Source organism: Anaerostipes rhamnosivorans (assembly GCF_005280655.1).
Classification (GTDB): Bacteria; Bacillota; Clostridia; order Lachnospirales; family Lachnospiraceae; genus Anaerostipes; species Anaerostipes rhamnosivorans.
Genome location: NZ_CP040058.1, coordinates 2,441,339 through 2,457,845, shown reverse-complemented (window position 1 = coordinate 2,457,845; position 16,507 = coordinate 2,441,339). Strand labels below are relative to the sequence as shown.

At 44.1% G+C, this 16,507-nt stretch carries 20 protein-coding genes; 19 read left to right on the top strand and 1 reads right to left on the bottom strand.

All coding sequences use genetic code 11. The features are described 5' to 3' along the window. Positions 1-28: 28 nt before the first annotated feature. The 10 genes from AR1Y2_RS12215 (at position 29) to AR1Y2_RS12170 (ending at position 8,752) form a co-directional block, all read left to right on the top strand. Positions 29-520, top strand: a complete 492-nt coding sequence (locus tag AR1Y2_RS12215) for an ATP-binding protein (protein WP_243118741.1) — start codon at positions 29-31, stop codon at positions 518-520. Between the two features lie 334 nt (positions 521-854). Next, a complete protein-coding gene (locus AR1Y2_RS12210) occupies positions 855-2,198 on the top strand; it encodes an MATE family efflux transporter (protein WP_137329198.1) in 1,344 nt (447 codons plus the stop codon). An 80-nt stretch (positions 2,199-2,278) separates the two neighbouring features. Beyond that, positions 2,279-2,935, top strand: coding sequence for a tetratricopeptide repeat protein (locus tag AR1Y2_RS12205; protein WP_137329197.1), 657 nt, complete (start codon positions 2,279-2,281; stop codon positions 2,933-2,935). A gap of 205 nt (positions 2,936-3,140) precedes the next feature. After that, on the top strand, positions 3,141-3,563 hold the full coding sequence (locus AR1Y2_RS12200; RefSeq protein WP_137329196.1) for a PTS sugar transporter subunit IIA: 423 nt from the start codon (positions 3,141-3,143) through the stop codon (positions 3,561-3,563). Next, a complete protein-coding gene (locus AR1Y2_RS12195) occupies positions 3,563-4,036 on the top strand; it encodes a mannose/fructose/sorbose PTS transporter subunit IIB (RefSeq protein WP_137329195.1) in 474 nt (157 codons plus the stop codon). The genes AR1Y2_RS12200 and AR1Y2_RS12195 overlap by 1 nt, the downstream gene beginning before the upstream one ends. 27 nt (positions 4,037-4,063) lie before the next feature. Beyond that, complete coding sequence (locus AR1Y2_RS12190; RefSeq protein ID WP_137329194.1) at positions 4,064-4,894, top strand: PTS mannose/fructose/sorbose transporter subunit IIC; 831 nt, start codon at positions 4,064-4,066, stop codon at positions 4,892-4,894. A gap of 20 nt (positions 4,895-4,914) precedes the next feature. Further along, entirely contained in the window at positions 4,915-5,757 is an 843-nt protein-coding gene (locus tag AR1Y2_RS12185; RefSeq protein ID WP_137329193.1) for a PTS system mannose/fructose/sorbose family transporter subunit IID, read from the top strand. Positions 5,758-5,780: 23 nt separating this feature from the next. Beyond that, positions 5,781-7,043, top strand: a complete 1,263-nt coding sequence (locus AR1Y2_RS12180; protein WP_137329192.1) for a zinc-binding dehydrogenase — start codon at positions 5,781-5,783, stop codon at positions 7,041-7,043. A gap of 13 nt (positions 7,044-7,056) precedes the next feature. Then, positions 7,057-7,905, top strand: coding sequence for a MurR/RpiR family transcriptional regulator (locus AR1Y2_RS12175; RefSeq protein WP_137329191.1), 849 nt, complete (start codon positions 7,057-7,059; stop codon positions 7,903-7,905). A 31-nt stretch (positions 7,906-7,936) separates the two neighbouring features. Next, entirely contained in the window at positions 7,937-8,752 is an 816-nt protein-coding gene (locus AR1Y2_RS12170) for an SDR family oxidoreductase (protein WP_137329190.1), read from the top strand. 53 nt (positions 8,753-8,805) lie between these two features. Here AR1Y2_RS12170 and AR1Y2_RS12165 read toward each other — a convergent pair whose 3' ends face one another. Further along, complete coding sequence (locus AR1Y2_RS12165) at positions 8,806-9,174, bottom strand: hypothetical protein (RefSeq protein WP_137329189.1); 369 nt, start codon at positions 9,172-9,174, stop codon at positions 8,806-8,808. Between the two features lie 153 nt (positions 9,175-9,327). On the opposite strand from AR1Y2_RS12165, the gene AR1Y2_RS12160 reads away from it, so the two are divergent. The 9 genes from AR1Y2_RS12160 to AR1Y2_RS12120 all read left to right on the top strand — a co-directional run bounded on the left by AR1Y2_RS12160 (position 9,328) and on the right by AR1Y2_RS12120 (position 16,469). Next, on the top strand, positions 9,328-9,963 hold the full coding sequence (locus AR1Y2_RS12160; RefSeq protein ID WP_137329188.1) for an AdipoR/hemolysin III family protein: 636 nt from the start codon (positions 9,328-9,330) through the stop codon (positions 9,961-9,963). Positions 9,964-9,987: 24 nt separating this feature from the next. Further along, positions 9,988-10,407, top strand: coding sequence for a transcriptional regulator GutM (locus tag AR1Y2_RS12155; RefSeq protein WP_137329187.1), 420 nt, complete (start codon positions 9,988-9,990; stop codon positions 10,405-10,407). A 40-nt stretch (positions 10,408-10,447) separates the two neighbouring features. Further along, positions 10,448-11,686, top strand: coding sequence for a GTPase HflX (gene hflX / locus AR1Y2_RS12150; protein WP_137329186.1), 1,239 nt, complete (start codon positions 10,448-10,450; stop codon positions 11,684-11,686). Between the two features lie 8 nt (positions 11,687-11,694). Continuing rightward, positions 11,695-12,189 carry a CAT RNA binding domain-containing protein gene (locus tag AR1Y2_RS12145; RefSeq protein ID WP_137329185.1) on the top strand — a complete coding sequence of 165 codons (495 nt, stop codon included), beginning with the start codon at positions 11,695-11,697 and terminating at the stop codon, positions 12,187-12,189. Positions 12,190-12,394: 205 nt separating this feature from the next. Continuing rightward, positions 12,395-12,658: an HPr family phosphocarrier protein gene (locus tag AR1Y2_RS12140; RefSeq protein ID WP_006568975.1), complete on the top strand. Its 264-nt coding sequence runs from the start codon at positions 12,395-12,397 to the stop codon at positions 12,656-12,658. Positions 12,659-12,691: 33 nt separating this feature from the next. Further along, positions 12,692-14,401: a phosphoenolpyruvate--protein phosphotransferase gene (ptsP, locus tag AR1Y2_RS12135; RefSeq protein ID WP_137329184.1), complete on the top strand. Its 1,710-nt coding sequence runs from the start codon at positions 12,692-12,694 to the stop codon at positions 14,399-14,401. Between the two features lie 173 nt (positions 14,402-14,574). Then, entirely contained in the window at positions 14,575-14,796 is a 222-nt protein-coding gene (locus AR1Y2_RS12130; protein ID WP_137329183.1) for a zinc ribbon domain-containing protein, read from the top strand. Positions 14,797-14,801: 5 nt separating this feature from the next. After that, a complete protein-coding gene (locus AR1Y2_RS12125) occupies positions 14,802-15,698 on the top strand; it encodes an SPL family radical SAM protein (RefSeq protein ID WP_175403640.1) in 897 nt (298 codons plus the stop codon). Positions 15,699-15,710: 12 nt separating this feature from the next. Further along, positions 15,711-16,469 carry a copper homeostasis protein CutC gene (locus AR1Y2_RS12120; RefSeq protein WP_137329181.1) on the top strand — a complete coding sequence of 253 codons (759 nt, stop codon included), beginning with the start codon at positions 15,711-15,713 and terminating at the stop codon, positions 16,467-16,469. The last annotated feature ends 38 nt before the right edge of the window (positions 16,470-16,507 follow it).

The following is a 16,507-nucleotide window of genomic DNA, read 5'->3' as shown; positions in this document are numbered from 1 at the left end:
ATTTACCAGTTCTTATCAGGCAAAGCTTGTGATTGAAAGAAACCAAATGTATGTGGAAAACGCAAACAGGGCATCTCAGGATGCATTTATTACACCAGAAAATCTGGAACCAAATCCGAAGAACCCTGTCATTGCATCGTTTTTTAGGAATATTGGATATGCCGATCAACTTGGGTCTGGTGTGCGGAATTTATTTAAATATTGTAAATACTATTCTGGAAATGAGCCTGAATTTGTAGAGGGTGATGTATTTCGTATTGTTGTACCCTTAGATGATGGCTACTCATTTGATATAGGAAGAGGGCCAGATGTTCTTCAAGCCACTACCCAAGCTAATCAAACTACAGAGCAGGCTATCATTGATCTGCTTAAACAGAGACCGGATTTGTCACAAAAACAACTGGATTGTTTGTTAAATATGAATTTGAACACCGTAAAATATTATATGAAAAAAATGCGTAATAACGGAAGTTTACAAAGGGAGGGTTCCTCTCAAAAGGGACTTTGGATCGTAAAGTAATGTAAATGATATGATAGTATTTTTTATGTAGTTCTTGTTAAATATGCCCATATGTAATATAATTCCTAAGGGGATTATGATATCCGGATCAGTCAAAATAGAAAAAGTAACACACTCACGAAAGATAAAGTTGTTCTAGGTATCATTTTCCTCAAATGAAGATGGATAGACACAAAACCGTATAAGGATTTTAAATATTTTTTCTTCATCACTTGACAGGTACTTTTCCAATATGATATTCTGACTCTGCTTTAGAAAAGCTATATATTTTTCTGTTTCTGATTCACAAACAGAAAAATATATAGCTTTTTTTATGATGATGAGAGGAGAAATTATGGATACTGCAACAAACCCAATGGGTACAAAAAAGGTATTTCCCCTGCTGATCTCCATGGCGATCCCTCCGATGGTCTCCATGTTGATCCAATCCCTCTATAATATTGTAGACAGCATGTTTGCGGCCAGGCTGGGAGTGAATGCCATCACGGCGATTTCTCTGGCCTATCCTTTGCAGAATCTGATCTTATCGGTGGGAGTCGGGCTTGGCGTGGGGATCAATGCGTGTATCGCCATGAGCCACGGAACAGGAGATACAAAAAAGGCAGATCAGGCTGCCGTTCACGGACTGGTGCTGGCCGGTGTGCACGCTTTATTTTTTATCGCAATCGGGCTTTTGGGAATCCGTGCCTATCTGGGCATGTTTACAAAAGATCCGGAAGTATTGGCACTGAGTAGTCAATATACATATATCGTGGTTCTCTTGTCTGCCGGGTCCCTTGTCCATGTGGCCATAGAAAAGATTTTTCAAGCCATGGGAAACATGAAAGTTCCCATGATACTACAGGCTATGGGTGCACTGATTAACATCATATTAGATCCTCTGTTTATTTTCGGCTGGGGGATATTTCCGAGACTTGGAGTAGCCGGAGCGGCCATAGCCACAGTGATTGGGCAGTGGAGTGCCTGTCTACTTGCTGTTTTCCTGCTGTTTCGCAAAGAACACTCCATTCACATCAGATTCCGGGGATTTTCCTTTGACAGAGCTCTGCTAAAAAGGATCTATATGGTAGCGGTTCCCTCTGCTATTACTATGTCTCTGCCTTCCATCCTGATTTCTATTTTAAATGGGATACTGGCAGGGATCTCAGAGGTGGGTATTGCAGTCCTGGGGATCTATTTTAAGGTGCAGACTTTTATTTATATGCCGTCCAATGGACTGATCCAGGGCATGCGGCCCATCATCAGTTATAATTACGGTGCCGGCCAGGATAAGAGAGTAAAAGAGACAATCCGTTTCAGCCTGTTGGTGACAGGCGGGATCATGGCGGCAGGAACTGTGCTGTTCTGTGCTTTTCCAACACAGATCATGGGATTGTTCCATGCAGGAGGCTCTTTGATGGAAATGGGAGTTATGGCCTTTAGGATCATCAGCATCGGCTTTATTTTTTCAGCAGCTGGAGTGGTGTTTTCCGGTGTATTTGAGGCTCTGGGCAGAGGAACTGCATCTCTGGCAGTTTCTACCCTGAGACAGTTTTTTATTATTCCGATCCTGTCCCTGATCCTGGTTTCAAAAATGGGTGCCAATGGAATATGGGTCTCCTTTCCCATAGCAGAGACGACGGCAGCTTTGGCAGCGATTCTTTTGTACAAAAAGTATCAGAAAACGATCGCAGGATAATGTCAATTAGCTTTTTCAGATGAAATTTTGCGCATGTTGTGTTAAAATCATAATGACTTGAAGTGTAAAGGAGAATTTATATGGATAAAAAACTAAAGGCAGTCCTGATTGCGGTGCTGGTCATTGTGATCGGCGGAGCAGGATTTCTTGGATATGAATATGTAACACAGCGGCTTTCGGGGAATGAAGGGATTGAATACCTCACGAAAGGCGAATACCAGAAAGCATATGAGGCATTTCAAAAAGCGTGCGGAAAGAAGACACTGGTGTGGACGAGCCAGAAAAACGATGTGATGTTTTATCAGGCGGAATCACTCTACCAGCTGAAACGGTATAAGGACGCGGTCCATGTTTATGACCAGATCATAGAAAAGAAGCCGCAGGGAAGAGCTTATGAGTGGAAAGCCCTCTGTTATGTGGGGCTTGGGCAGGAGGAAAAGGCTCTTGAGGTGTGTGACGAAGGCATCGCCGCTCTTCCTTCTGAGGGAGAGAGCTACTATGCAAAATACGGAATCCTGGCGAAACAGAAAAAGTACGACAAGGGGCTTGCTGTTGTAAATAAGGCCTTAAAGCAGAAGCTTTCCACAAAGAAAAAAGAGCTGATGTTTGCAAGGATCAGTCTATATGAGGCAAAGTTTGATTTCAAGACAGCCTACCGATATGCCAAAGAATATGTAAAAGCTTATCCAAAGGATGAGAAAGGAAAGAAAGAAGCTACATTTTTAGAGACAAGATAAATAAGGGCGTATGTTCCAATTGGGGACATACGTTTTTTTTGTGCAAAACGCACAGATTTCATCTGTCAGGTTTGTGCGAAATAAAGTTTTGTTTCTTACATAAATGTATTGACAAAATAAAATTTTATAGTTAAAATATAAACATAAAATAAAGTTTCACATAAGATTATGAAACAAAATAAAGTTACTTTGAAGGAGGAAATGTATGAAACTGATCATCGCTGCCCACGGGCAACTGGCACAGGAAGCAGTCAATTCAGCAAACATGGTATTCGGTCAAATTGAAGATGCCGTGGCTGTTACTTTTGTTCCAGGTGAAAACGCAGACGACCTGAAACAAAAATACAGGGAACATATGACGGAGGGAGAAGATGTCTTGTTCTTAGTGGATCTGTTTGGGGGAAGTCCTTATAATGCGGCATTTCAGATCGCGGCAGAGACAGAGAACACAGACGTGATTTCCGGTCTGAGCCTGCCGATGCTCCTCGATGTGGTTGGCATCAGGGAGACTGTTACAGGGATTCGTCCATGGGAAGTGTATGAGAAACTTGGAAAAGATACTTACATAAAATCATGTAAAACTCTGTTAAACCAAAAGAACGAAGAAGAAGAGGAGGATGAGTTATAATGAAGATCAATTTATGCAGGATCGATGACAGGCTGATTCACGGACAGGTGGCTACAGTCTGGGCAAAGGAAGCAAATGCGGAGAGGATTATCGTTTGCAGCGATGAGGTGGCAAAGGACGATATCAGAAAGACCTTACTATTACAGGTGGGGCCTCCGGGAATCAAAGTAAGCGTTGTGGATATCGCAAAGGCAATTCGTGTCTACAACAATCCAAAGTATGAAAATGATACTGTATTTCTTTTGTTCACATGTCCGCAGGACGTATTGAGGATGATCGAAGGGGGAGTTCCGATCACAAGTGTAAACATCGGGGGAATGGCATTCAAGACCGGAAAAGAACAGATCACCAAAGCAGTATCTGTAGATGAAAGTGACAAGGATGCGTTCCGGAGAATGCATGAACTTGGCGTTGAACTGGAGATTCGTCCGGTAGCTACAGACAACAAAATCGACTTAATGACCAAAATCTGATAGAGGAAAAGAAAGGGAGGAACTATTATGGGATTATCAGGAATTCAAATTGTATTGCTGTTTATTGTATCATGTATCGTAGGAATGGGAAGTGTACTGGATTCATTCCAGACACACAGACCATTGATCGCATGTACCTTAGTCGGAATCATCCTCGGTGATGTAAAGACCGGAATCATGCTCGGAGGAACTCTTGAAATGATCGCACTTGGATGGATGAATATCGGAGCTGCACAGTCTCCGGACTCTGCTCTTGCCAGTGTCATCTCCACCATTCTGGTCATCGTTGGTAACCAGTCTGTATCAGCCGGTATCGCCATCGCGCTTCCGGTAGCAGTTGCAGGACAGGTACTGACCGTATTGGCAAGGACAGTCACTATTTTCTTCCAGCATGCAGCAGATAAGTATGCAGAAGATGCAAACTTCAGGATGATCGATGTGTGCCATATCACTGCTCTGGCAGTACAGGCACTGCGTGTTGCGATCCCTTGTCTTTTAGTATCCATGGTCGTAAATCCTTCCGGAGTCCAGAATATGCTCAACATGATCCCTGACGTGATCACAACCGGACTTTCCGTAGCAGGTGGATTTATCGTTGTTGTGGGTTATGCGATGGTATTGAACATGATGGGAGCGAAATACCTGATGCCGTTTTTCTTCTTGGGATTCGTCATTGCGGCATTCACAGACTTTAACTTAGTTGCCTTTGGCATCATGGGTATCGTGTTCGGACTTATTTACATACAGCTAAATCCAAAGTTCAATATGCCGAAAGCAGCTGTGGCAGCCGCGGCTCCGGCAGGCGGGGCATCAGTGGATGCGGACCTGGATGACGATTTAGACGATGAGTTAGATTAGGAAAAGGGAGGAAATAAGATATGAGTGAAGATATGAAAAAGACAGAAAATACTCTGACAAAAAAAGACCGTGTCAACATGTTTATAAGGAGCAACTTCCAGCAGGCCTCGTTCAACTTTGAGAGAATTCATGCTCTTGGGTTTGCATTTGATATGGTGCCGGCAATCAAACGGCTTTACCATACAAAGAAGGAGCAGTCAGAAGCATTAAAGCGCCACATGACATTCTTTAACGTAACACCGGGATGTGTAGGACCGGTGCTCGGTGTGACAGCGGCTCTTGAAGAGACAAAAGCAAACGGAGCGGATATTGACGAGGGAACCATCGGAAGTATCAAGATTGGTCTAATGGGACCTCTGTGCGGAGTCGGCGATCCGATCTTCTGGGGAACACTCCGCCCGATCACGGCAGCCATCGGTGCATCTATGGCATTGACTGGAAATGTGCTGGGACCGCTTTTATTCTTCGTACTGTTTAATGCAGTCCGTCTGGCAGCGTTATATTTTGGACTGGAATTCGGATATAAAAAGGGACTGGATTTAGTAAAAAATCTTGCAGGCAACATGCTTCAGAAGGTGACAGAATGTGCATCTATCCTGGGATTGTTTGTCATGGGTGCCCTCGTATCCAAGTGGACCACCATCAACGTGCCTTTGGTTGTATCTAAGGTTACAGCAAACGGTAAAACAACCATCACAACAGTGCAGAACATTTTAGACCAGTTACTGCCGGGACTGCTGGGACTTGTCCTTACCTTAGTTGTCTGCCGTCTGTTAAAGAAAAACATCAGCCCGATCCTGATCATCTTCATCTTATTTGCAGTTGGTATCATCGGTTATGGTTTAGGTATTTTAGGAGCGTAAAGATTCTCTGGGAGGAGTGAAGAATGAAGACAAAAGCAGTGAGACTGTATGGACGGGAAGATATCAGACTGGAAGAATTTGAGCTTCCTCCGATCAAAGAGGATGAGATTCTTGCGGAGGTAGTCACAGACAGCCTGTGTATGTCCAGCTATAAAGCGGCCATACAGGGAGAAAAGCATAAAAAAGTGCCGGAAGACATCAAAGAAAATCCAATCATTCTGGGACATGAATTCTGCGGTGTGATCCTGGAAGTAGGAGAAAAGTGGAAAGACCAGTATCATGCAGGGGATAAGTTTGTCATCCAGCCGAACATTGGGACGAAGAACGGTTTTGCGCCGGGATATTCCTATCCTTATGCGGGAGGAGATGCCACTAAGATCGTACTGATGAATCAGATCATGGAAAACGGTTCTCTTTTAAAATATAACGGGGAGTCCTTCTTTGAAGGCTCTCTGGTGGAGCCGCTCTCCTGTGTGGTAGGGGCCTTTAACGCCCAGTATCATCATAAAAAAATGTACAGCTACGACCATGTCATGGGTATCAAAGAGGGCGGAAATCTGGCAATCTTAGGGGCTACCGGCCCCATGGGATTCCTGGCCATCGACTTTGCCCTGCATGGACCGAAGAAACCAGGTCTGCTGGTTATCACGGGAAGGACAGAATCCAAGCTGGATCTGGCAAGAAAACTTTACACAGAGGAAGAGGCCAAACGCCAGGGAGTGAAGCTTGTCTATGTCAATACAAAACAGATGGAAGACTTCAGTGTTCCGCTTCGGGAGATGACAGAGGATCAGCGCGGATTTGATGATGTGTTTGTATTTGCGCCCAATGAACAGATGGTGACACAGGGAGAAAAACTGCTGGCATTTGACGGCTGTCTGAACTTCTTTTCTGGGCCTGCCGATACAGGATTTACAGCTCCGGTAAACTTCTACAATGTGCACTATAACTCTACACACTTTATAGGTACCAGCGGCGGAAATACGGACGATATGAAACAGTCTATTGAACTGATCGAAAACAAGATTGTCAATGTGGCAAAAATCGCCACCCATGTTCTGGGACTGGATCAGGTGGCAGAAACGACAAAACAGCTTCCAAAGCTCAACGGAGGGAAAAAGGTTGTGTACACACACCGGGAATTTCCGTTGACAGAAGTTGACAACCTGGGTGAAATAAGTGACAATAAAATAATAGAAGGACTCCGTCCAATTCTGGAAAAACACGGTCACTTATGGAGCGCGGAAGCAGAGACATATTTTTTAGAAAACGCTCCAGAGATTTGAAAGGGAGAGTTTTATGGCAAAGGAAGCAACGGTAAGGAATCAGATATTTTCCGCGTATGACAGTTTGTTTGATGCCGAAAAAAAGGTGGCAGATTATCTGATGAACCATCAGGAAAAGGCGATCGAGATGTCAGTATCAGAGCTGGCTGCTGCATGTGAAGCAAGTCAGGCTACAATTGTCCGGTTTTGCAAAAAGATCGGGTGCAACGGTTACCACCATCTGAAGATCAAGATGGCAAAGGAGATGCGGGAGCAGGATGATCATGAATTTTCCAATGAGATCAGCATAGACAACATTGAACAGTCGCTGAAAAATATCATGGCCAGCAAGATGGAAGAACTGAAGGAAACGCTGAGCAGCATCGACGGAAAGATGCTCAGAGAGATCATAGACCTGATCCTGAATGCAAACGTAGTGGAGTTTACCGCTATGGGGAATACGATCCCCGTGGCTCTGGACGGATCCTATAAGTTTAACCAGCTGGGGATTCCGGCAGTCAGCTCTACTATCTGGGAAACCCAGGAAGCTTATGCCAGGACCATGAGAAAAGGCGACGTGATGATCGCCATCTCAGCCTCCGGAGCTTCCAGGCATCTGCTCAACATGGCAAATATCGCAAAGGAAAACGGCGTAGAAGTTGTGGCGATCACGAATCAGGCCAAATCGCCGCTTGCAGAGGCGAGCCACTACACGATCGTGACAGCGACAAGAGAGCAGGTGTTCCACGATCAGGTCAGCTTTACCAGGATGGCTGCAATGGCAGTGATCGACAGTCTGTTCCTGCTGCTGTTTTCTACAAAATGGGATTCCTTTAAGAATCTGTCAGAACATGAACAGTCAGTGGCAGAAGATAAGATATAAGTTTTAAGCTTTGAATTGGAGGGCTTTTATTATGAATGAATCATGGCTGGGACTTGACGGCAAGACCGTCATCGTGACCGGAGGGGCATCCGGGATCGGGAAAGCAGCAGCCCAGGGGTTTTTAAATGTAGGATGTAATGTTGTTGTCTCTGATATGGCGCCGGAAGCACCGGTGTTCGAGGCAGCAGACGGCAGGTTCCATTATGTTAAGACTGATGTGACCAGCGCAAAAGATGTGGACGCCATGGTCAAAGAAGTGGTGGATACATACGGTACCGTGGATGTGTTAGTAAACAACGCAGGAATCAACATCCCAAGGCTTTTGGTAGATCCGAACGAGCCAAAAGGACAGTATGAGTTAGACGAAGCAGTGTGGGATAAAGTGTGCAGCGTCAACTTAAAAGGAGTGTTCTTCTGTGCTCAGGCAGTGGGAAGGATCCTTGTGGAAAAAGGAGAGGGCGTCATCATCAATATGTCCTCAGAGAGTGGACTGGAAGGTTCTGAGGGACAGAGCGTGTACGCGGCGACAAAGAACGCGGTGAATTCTCTAACCAGAAGCTGGGCGAAAGAGTTAGGAAAACAAGGAGTGCGCGTAGTAGGAGTGGCACCAGGGATCATGGAAGCCACAGGCTTAAGGACCTTAGCATACGAATCAGCTCTTGCCTACACAAGAGGGATCACAGTGGAGGACTTAAGAGCAGGATACAGCAAGACATCCACCACACCGCTTGGAAGATCTGGAAAGCTTTCTGAAGTGGCAGACATGTGTGTGTACCTGGCAAGCCAGAGATCTTCTTATGTACATGGAGTAACCATCAACGTGGCCGGCGGTAAAACAAGAGGCTAAACAACAAATTTTCAATCACGGCATAAATCCGGATGAGATATCAAAAAGATATTTCATCCGGATTTTTTGGTAAGATAGCTAACAAGAGCATGAAGATAACTGCCGAGAAAAATAAAATAGGTACAAAGAAAATATTCTAAATTGCCCATATATTCTTGGCTGGTCAGAAATCTCCAGATTATGACCGGTATCAGGATTTCGGCTGCGCATATGATATTTACGGATCTGTGCTTTATAACGAGTGCCACATTTTTTGAAAACAGGCAGACAAGAAATCCTGTCAATATAAAGAAGGTACATTTTAGTATGAATGTTGTTATTACAGTATCAGGGTTGACTAGATCCCTAGTTTCTGCCTCTATCAATAGAAATGCTGAAAAATAAGACAAAATCGGAGCTGATATGATCCATGCTTTTTTCATAATGTGAATCTCCTTTCGGTCTTTTCACGGTTGGCGATTCTTTAATACCATTATAAGGAAACTGCTGTAAAATAACAATAGATATGTATTGTTATTTTTTTTTGCCTATCTTATAATCATTAAGAACAGCAAAAGAGAAAGGATCAATATTTTGTGAACGTGATGGAAAGAAAAAAGCAGATATTTTATATGATTTTTCATATCATAGGGGTTCTGTTTAGTATTACGGCATTGGTATTGTGTGTGATTCAGTCAGCGGGAGCTGGCAGCGGCAGCAGAATTTTGGCCTCCTGTCTTTATGGGGCGGGGTTGATCTTGTTTCATATTGCTGCATCAATCTTTTATGGGCTCAAGCCTTGTAAGGGAAAAAACGTATTCCTTGTGCTCCTTCACTGCATATCAGTCCTAGTGCCAGTCTTTGGATGGTTTCCATTGTTTTTAGGTGTTTTAAGACAAGAGCACGCGGCTTGCGCATGGAGTCTGTTTGGCATCCTTGTGGGGATCGCCGTGCTGGGAATCACCTTTGCATCTATTAATATGAAAAGATTCCACAGTGTCTGGGGAATCTGCATCGGAGTGAATGCATGGCTTCCTATTTTTTGTGCGGCTTTTTACATCAATGATATAGGGCGTATAGGATTTTATCTGCTGTCAGCAGGGAATGTATTATGCACTTTAGGGATAGTCATACACAGCCTGCGGGGAAAAAGGATATACCCTGTCTATCCTTTGGTCCTGGCGATGGGAGGAATCCTTCATTTTTTCGCGGTTTGGATGTATATACTTTGAAGAATTTATTACGGAGGGTTTGTTATGTGGATGAAAATTGCAGTGGCTTTTGTCATGGTGATCGCTATACTGGCATTTATCGGATATTCTTATATGATCAAGCAGCAGTCAGATGAGGTGAGAAAACTGTATGCAGATTTCAGGGAGACCTATGGAAAAGATTATCAGATTGGGTTTGGGTTGTGTAAGGGAACCGTTTTTAACAAAGAATATATAGTGATCCTTGCTGCAGACAAGGACAAAAAAGTGATTGATGCTGTGTCGGCGGAAGGAGCTGGAATGGAATGGAGCCATGGGACCGCTTCTGAGTATATTGGCATGGATATCGCAAAATATAAAACAGAGCAGGAAGAAATGAAAAAGAAGCAGACGCTGTATGAAAAAGGGGAACAAGAAATGACTCCAAAGGAAAAAGCATTGACGATGGCTGTGAAAAATATTTAAATTTTTATTGTTAGAAGCAAAGCGGCAGGAAAGGAACAGAATGGAAGAAATACTGGAGCAGAAAAAAGAAAGAGTGATCCTGGTGGGTGTGTGTCTGGGAGAGCCGAGGGAAGCCGAGGAATCCCTGGAAGAGTTAGAAGAACTTACAAGGACGGCAGGAGCTTTAGTGGAAGGAAGCATTCTCCAGGCCAGAGAACAGGTCCATCCCGGTACTTATGTGGGAAAAGGTAAGATAGAGGAGATCCGGGATCTTTTATTTGAGACAGAGGCAGACGGTATTGTGTGTGACGATGAACTCTCACCGGCACAGCTTGCAAATCTCTCACAGATACTGGATATCAAGGTGATGGACCGGACATTGGTGATCCTGGACATTTTCGCTAAGCGTGCCAGAACAAAAGAGGGAAAGATCCAGGTGGAACTGGCCCAGCTCAGATACCGCGCCACAAAGCTGACCGGAAAGGGAGTAAGCCTTTCAAGGCTAGGCGGCGGAATCGGCACGAGAGGGCCGGGAGAAAAGAAGCTTGAGATGGACAGGCGCCTGATCCGCACCCGGATATCCCATTTAAAAGCTGAACTTTCCGGGGTGATCAAACATAGGGAAGTCCAGAGAAAGCAGCGGCAGAGAAACCATACACCTGTGGTCTGTATTGTCGGTTATACCAATGCCGGGAAATCCACGCTGTTAAATTACTTTACGGATGCCGGAGTCCTGGAAGAGGATCAGCTGTTTGCCACACTGGATCCCACCACAAAAAGTGTTGTGTTAAACAGCGGGCAGACCATTCTTATGACGGATACGGTTGGATTTATCAGAAAGCTTCCGCATCATTTGGTAGATGCATTTAAGAGTACACTGGAAGAGGCTAAGTACAGTGATGTGATCCTTCACGTGGTTGACTGCTCCAATCCATGTATGGAGCAGCAGATGGAGGCTGTCTATGAGACATTAAATCAGCTCGGCATCAAGGATACGCCTGTGATCACGGCATTTAATAAGATAGACCAGGCAGATAAAGGCATTTTTTTGAAGGATGTCCATGCGGATGAAACTGTAAAGATTTCCGCCAAAGAGGGTACTGGAACCGGGGATCTCTTAAATGTAATCGAAGACGTCCTTAGCAGACAGAAAATTTATTTAGAGAAAAAATACGGTTATGACGAGGCGGGAAAGATCCAGGCCATCAGAAACCACGGCCAGCTTTTAAAAGAGGAATACCGGGATGACGGCATTTACGTGGAGGCTTATATACCAAAAGAAATATTAGGAATGGTGTAGGAGGACGTATGATAATACAGAAAGTGATTAACAATAATGTGGTCAGTACCTATGACACGAACAACCATGAGGTGATTCTCATGGGAAAGGGCATAGGATTCCGCAAAAAGGCGGGGGATGAACTGGACAAGACAAAGATCGAAAAGATCTTTACGCTGGATCAGAGGGAAAAAAGTCCATTTATCCAGGAGGTCCTGGCCATCATCCAAGAATTTTATGAAATTAGCTTTCGGACAGAGATGCCGGCCTACCAAAGGTTTATCACACATCTGGAATATCTGGAGAACAGTATTAAGTCCGGAGAATCCCATTCCGCGGAAGAGGAAGAGGACGATGTGGAATTTTACGAGAGAAACCAGAAAAAATATCCGGAGGCATATATATGCAGCCAGAAAATCGTGGAACACATTGAGGGGCATTACGGCTATACTTTGTCCGTGGATGAAAAAATGTACCTGATCATTTATGTGAAACGCCTGATTTTAGAAGCTGGGATCCAGTAGGAATTTGTTTTGGTTTCAGTTGACAGCAGGACAGGTTTTTGATAAAATTTAGACATTGAATATTGGATTGTGACTGGTAAGGCAGGCAAGACCTTTTTGATAGATGTAAGCAGATATTCGCGCATTTATTAAGGGGTCTTTTTGTTTTTTTTCAGGCAGTCCGTCATTTATTAACTAAAATTTACAGAATGAAGGAGATTTTATTATGGTATCTAAGAAGTTTGTAATTGAAAACGAGCAGGGATTACACATGAGACCAGCAGGAGTTTTAGCAAAGGCAGTAACAAAGTTTGAATCTGATGTCACCATCGTTTTCGAAGACAAGAAAATCAATGCAAAGAGCCTTCTGAACATCATCGGTGCATGTATCAAATGTGGTTCAGAGATTGAACTTGTCTGTGAAGGTCCTGATGAGGAAGCTGCATTAGCGCATGCGACAGAATTAATTGAATCTGGTTTAGGTGAATAATTAATCTCATTTTACAAAGGGGACAGGTGGCATATGTATAAAGGTATTGGAGCATCTGCTGGAATCGGCATCGGAAAAGTAGTTGTGATCAAGGAACAGAGCCTGGATTACAAGAAGGAGACTATTGCAGACGCTGAGGCAGAAAAGAAAAGATTAGGCGAAGCGATCGAAGTGTTCATCGACAAGACAACCAAGATGGTGGAGGCCATGAAGGTGACTGCTGGAGAACAGGAATCTGAGATCTTAGAGGGACATATCCTCATGATTCAGGACCCTGCCATCAAAGAGCAGATTGACGCAAAGATCGATGATGAAAAGATCAATGCGGAAGCCGCAGTCGAAGAAGCATGTGATTTCTTTGCACAGATTTTTGCCATGGCTGAAGATGAATTAACCCAACAGAGAGCATCTGACTTAGGAGACATCAAAACTCGGTTAATCAAAATATTATTGGGAGTTGAAGAAGTTGATATCAGCGCCGTTCCAGAGGGAACGATCCTGGTAGCAGAGGATTTGACCCCGTCTATGACTGCCGGTATCAATCCAGCAAACGTTGAAGGTGTATTGACAGAGATCGGAGGAAAGACTTCCCACTCTGCCATCATCTGCCGTTCTATGGAGATCCCTGCGGTACTTAGTGTTGAAAACATTGTCTCTACCGTCAAGGACGGAGATGTTGTCGTATTAGACGGCGCAACAGGAGAGGCTTACATCAATCCTGAGGATTCCGTTTTAGAAGACTACAAGGCTAAAAAAGCAGCATATCTTGAAGAGAAAGCTGCTCTGTCCAAGTTTATCGGACAGGCGTCTCAGACTGCTGACGGACATGTGGTTGAACTGGTTGCCAACATCGGCGGACCGGATGAGGCTGCAAAGGTTGTTGAGTGTGATGGAGAAGGTGTGGGATTATTCCGTACGGAGTTCTTATTCATGGACCGTGACAGCGTGCCGACAGAAGAAGAGCAGTTCCAGGCATATAAGACAGTTGCAGAGACTCTGGAAGGAAAACCTGTCATTATCCGTACTCTGGATATCGGAGGCGACAAAGCACTTCCGTATCTTGGACTGGAGACAGAAGAGAACCCATTCCTTGGTTTCCGTGCAGTGCGTTTCTGTCTGCAGCGTCCTGATATCTACAGACCTCAGCTGAGAGCTTTATTAAGAGCCAGTGCGTTCGGAAAGATTCGTATCATGGTTCCGCTTGTAACATGTGTGGATGAGCTCCGTGCAGTGAATGCTTTGATCGAAGAGATCAAGGCAGAATTAGATGCAGAAGGTGTCGCATACAACAAAGACGTAGAAGTCGGAGTTATGATGGAAACCGCAGCTGCAAGTTTGATTGCCGACATTTTAGCAAAAGAAGCAGATTTCTTCAGCATCGGTACCAACGATCTGACTGGTTACACAATGGCAGCCGACAGAGGAAATGCCGATGTAGCTTACCTGTATTCAGCATATAACCCTGCAGTGCTGCGTTCTATCCGGAACATCATCGGTGCTGCAAACAAAGAGGGAATCATGGCTGGTATGTGTGGAGAAGCTGCCAGTGATCCATTGCTTGTACCGGTACTTCTTGCATTCGGATTGAACGAATTCTCTGTTAGCGCAACCGCAATTCTCGCTACGAGAAAAGTGATGTCCTTATGGACTATGGATGAAGCTAAGGCTTTAGCAGATGAAGTTATGCAGTTAACGACAGAAGCAGAAGTAAAAGCTTTATTAGAAGAAAGAGCTAGAAGCTAGGCTTTTGGTTTTTACAGACTCTTTGGAGATATCTTCCCATTAAAAGGGGGATCTCCTTAGAGTCTTTTTTTATTCCATTGGAAAGTTCTTCAAATTTGTTTACGCAATTCATTTTTTTGATTATAATATAGAGTAAGAAGACAGTTACGAAAAAGTGAAAAAAGGAGAATTTTATGGACCAGAATATGGAGAGAAAACAGTTCGTATGTCCCAAGTGCGGATGCAATTCCTTTGAGCATGATCAGTTTCAGGCCACCGGAGGGAATTTTGCTAAAATTTTTGATGTACAGAATAAAAAGTTTATTACCATCAGCTGTACCCGCTGCGGTTTTACTGAATTATATAGGAGCCAGACTTCCGATGGAATGAATATTTTAGATTTCCTTATGGGATAACGGGAATGAAAGAGAGAGCTTATAAGGAGATTCAATGTTCCGCGGCCTGCAACCGTGTCCGCGGACGGTTTCCCTACCATTGGGATTTGAATATATACAGGGGCTGTGCCCATTGCTGCCAATACTGTTTTGCGCTTTATTCCCATGAATACATGGAGTCAGATGATTTCTACAGTGAGATTTTTGTGAAGACGAACATTGCAGAACGGCTGGAACGGCAGTTAAAGAGCAGAAACTGGGACCGCCAGGTAATCAATCTTGGAGGTGTTACAGACAATTACCAGCCTGCCGAGGCACACTATAAGATCATGCCGGAGCTTTTAAAGCTTTTAATCCGATTTGAGAATCCGGCAATCATTTCTACCAAGTCTGATTTAATACTGAGAGATTACGACTTGATCGATCAGTTATCCAGAGTAGCCTATGTGAATATTGCGGCTACGATCACAACCATGGATGAAGATATAAGGGGCGTATTAGAGCCGGGAGGTGTTTCTTCCAGCCGGAGGTTTGAAGTACTGGGAGAATTCCGGAAGACAAACGCCAGCACAGGTGTCCATATGATGCCCATTGTTCCATATCTCACAAGCACCAGAGAGAATCTGGAGGCTGTATTTTCTGAGACAAAGCATAGAGATATCCACTATCTGATAACGTCAAATTTAAACTTAAAGGGACCGACTCGTGCCGTTTTTTTTCAATTTATAAGAGAAGAGTTTCCACAGTATGAGCAAGCACTGACAAACTTGTTTTGCTACGGGAAAGATTATAAGGACTATAAAAAGAAACTGTATCAAATCATTTCAGAGGTCCGCGCTAAGTACAAGGTAAAGGCGGATTTCGGAAGCATCATAAAAGAAAAGAATGCTCAGTTTCAGGCGGAGCAGCTGTCATTTTTCTAGGAGGTAATGACTATGGGAGAGATTATGTTGGAATGCTGTGTGGATTCATTTGAGTCTGCAGTGATCGCAAAAGAAGCCGGGACAAAACGGCTGGAACTCTGCAGTGATCTGATGATAGGAGGAACTACGCCGAGTTCAAAGCTTTTGGAGATGATCAAGATCCGTCTCGACATCCCAGTCCACGTATTGATCCGGCCCAGATTTGGAGACTTTTTATACACGGAAGAAGAGATTGTGCTTATGAGAAGTGAGATCCATCATTTCCGGGAGCTGGGAGCAGACGGTGTGGTATTCGGATGCCTTACAAAGGATGGCAGGCTCGATATGAGACGCATGGAAAGTCTGATGCAGAAAACAATGGGGATGTCTGTCACACTGAACAGAGCGTTTGATGTGTGTGTCAACCCTTATGAGGCGATGATCGAAGCCATTGAACTGGGAATTGACACAGTGCTCACTTCTGGGCAGAAAAATTGCTGTGCCGAGGGTAAAGAACTTTTAAAGAACCTTCTGGAAGTGGCAGGAAAAGATATCACTGTCATGGTCGGTGCGGGAGTGAATGCCGGTGTCATTGAAGATTTTTTGAAAGAAGCCCCTTTCCAGGCGTTTCATATGTCAGGCAAGAAGACGGTTGAAAGCCAGATGGAATACCGCAAACCAGATGTCAGCATGGGGCTGCCTATGATGAGTGAGTATGAGCGCTTTGTGACGGATGCAGAGGAGATTAAAAGAGCTGCAGATGTCATAGAGAAGTACATCCATTCAAGATAGGATTTGATATTGTAAGAAATTTGTTACTTTTTTGTCCG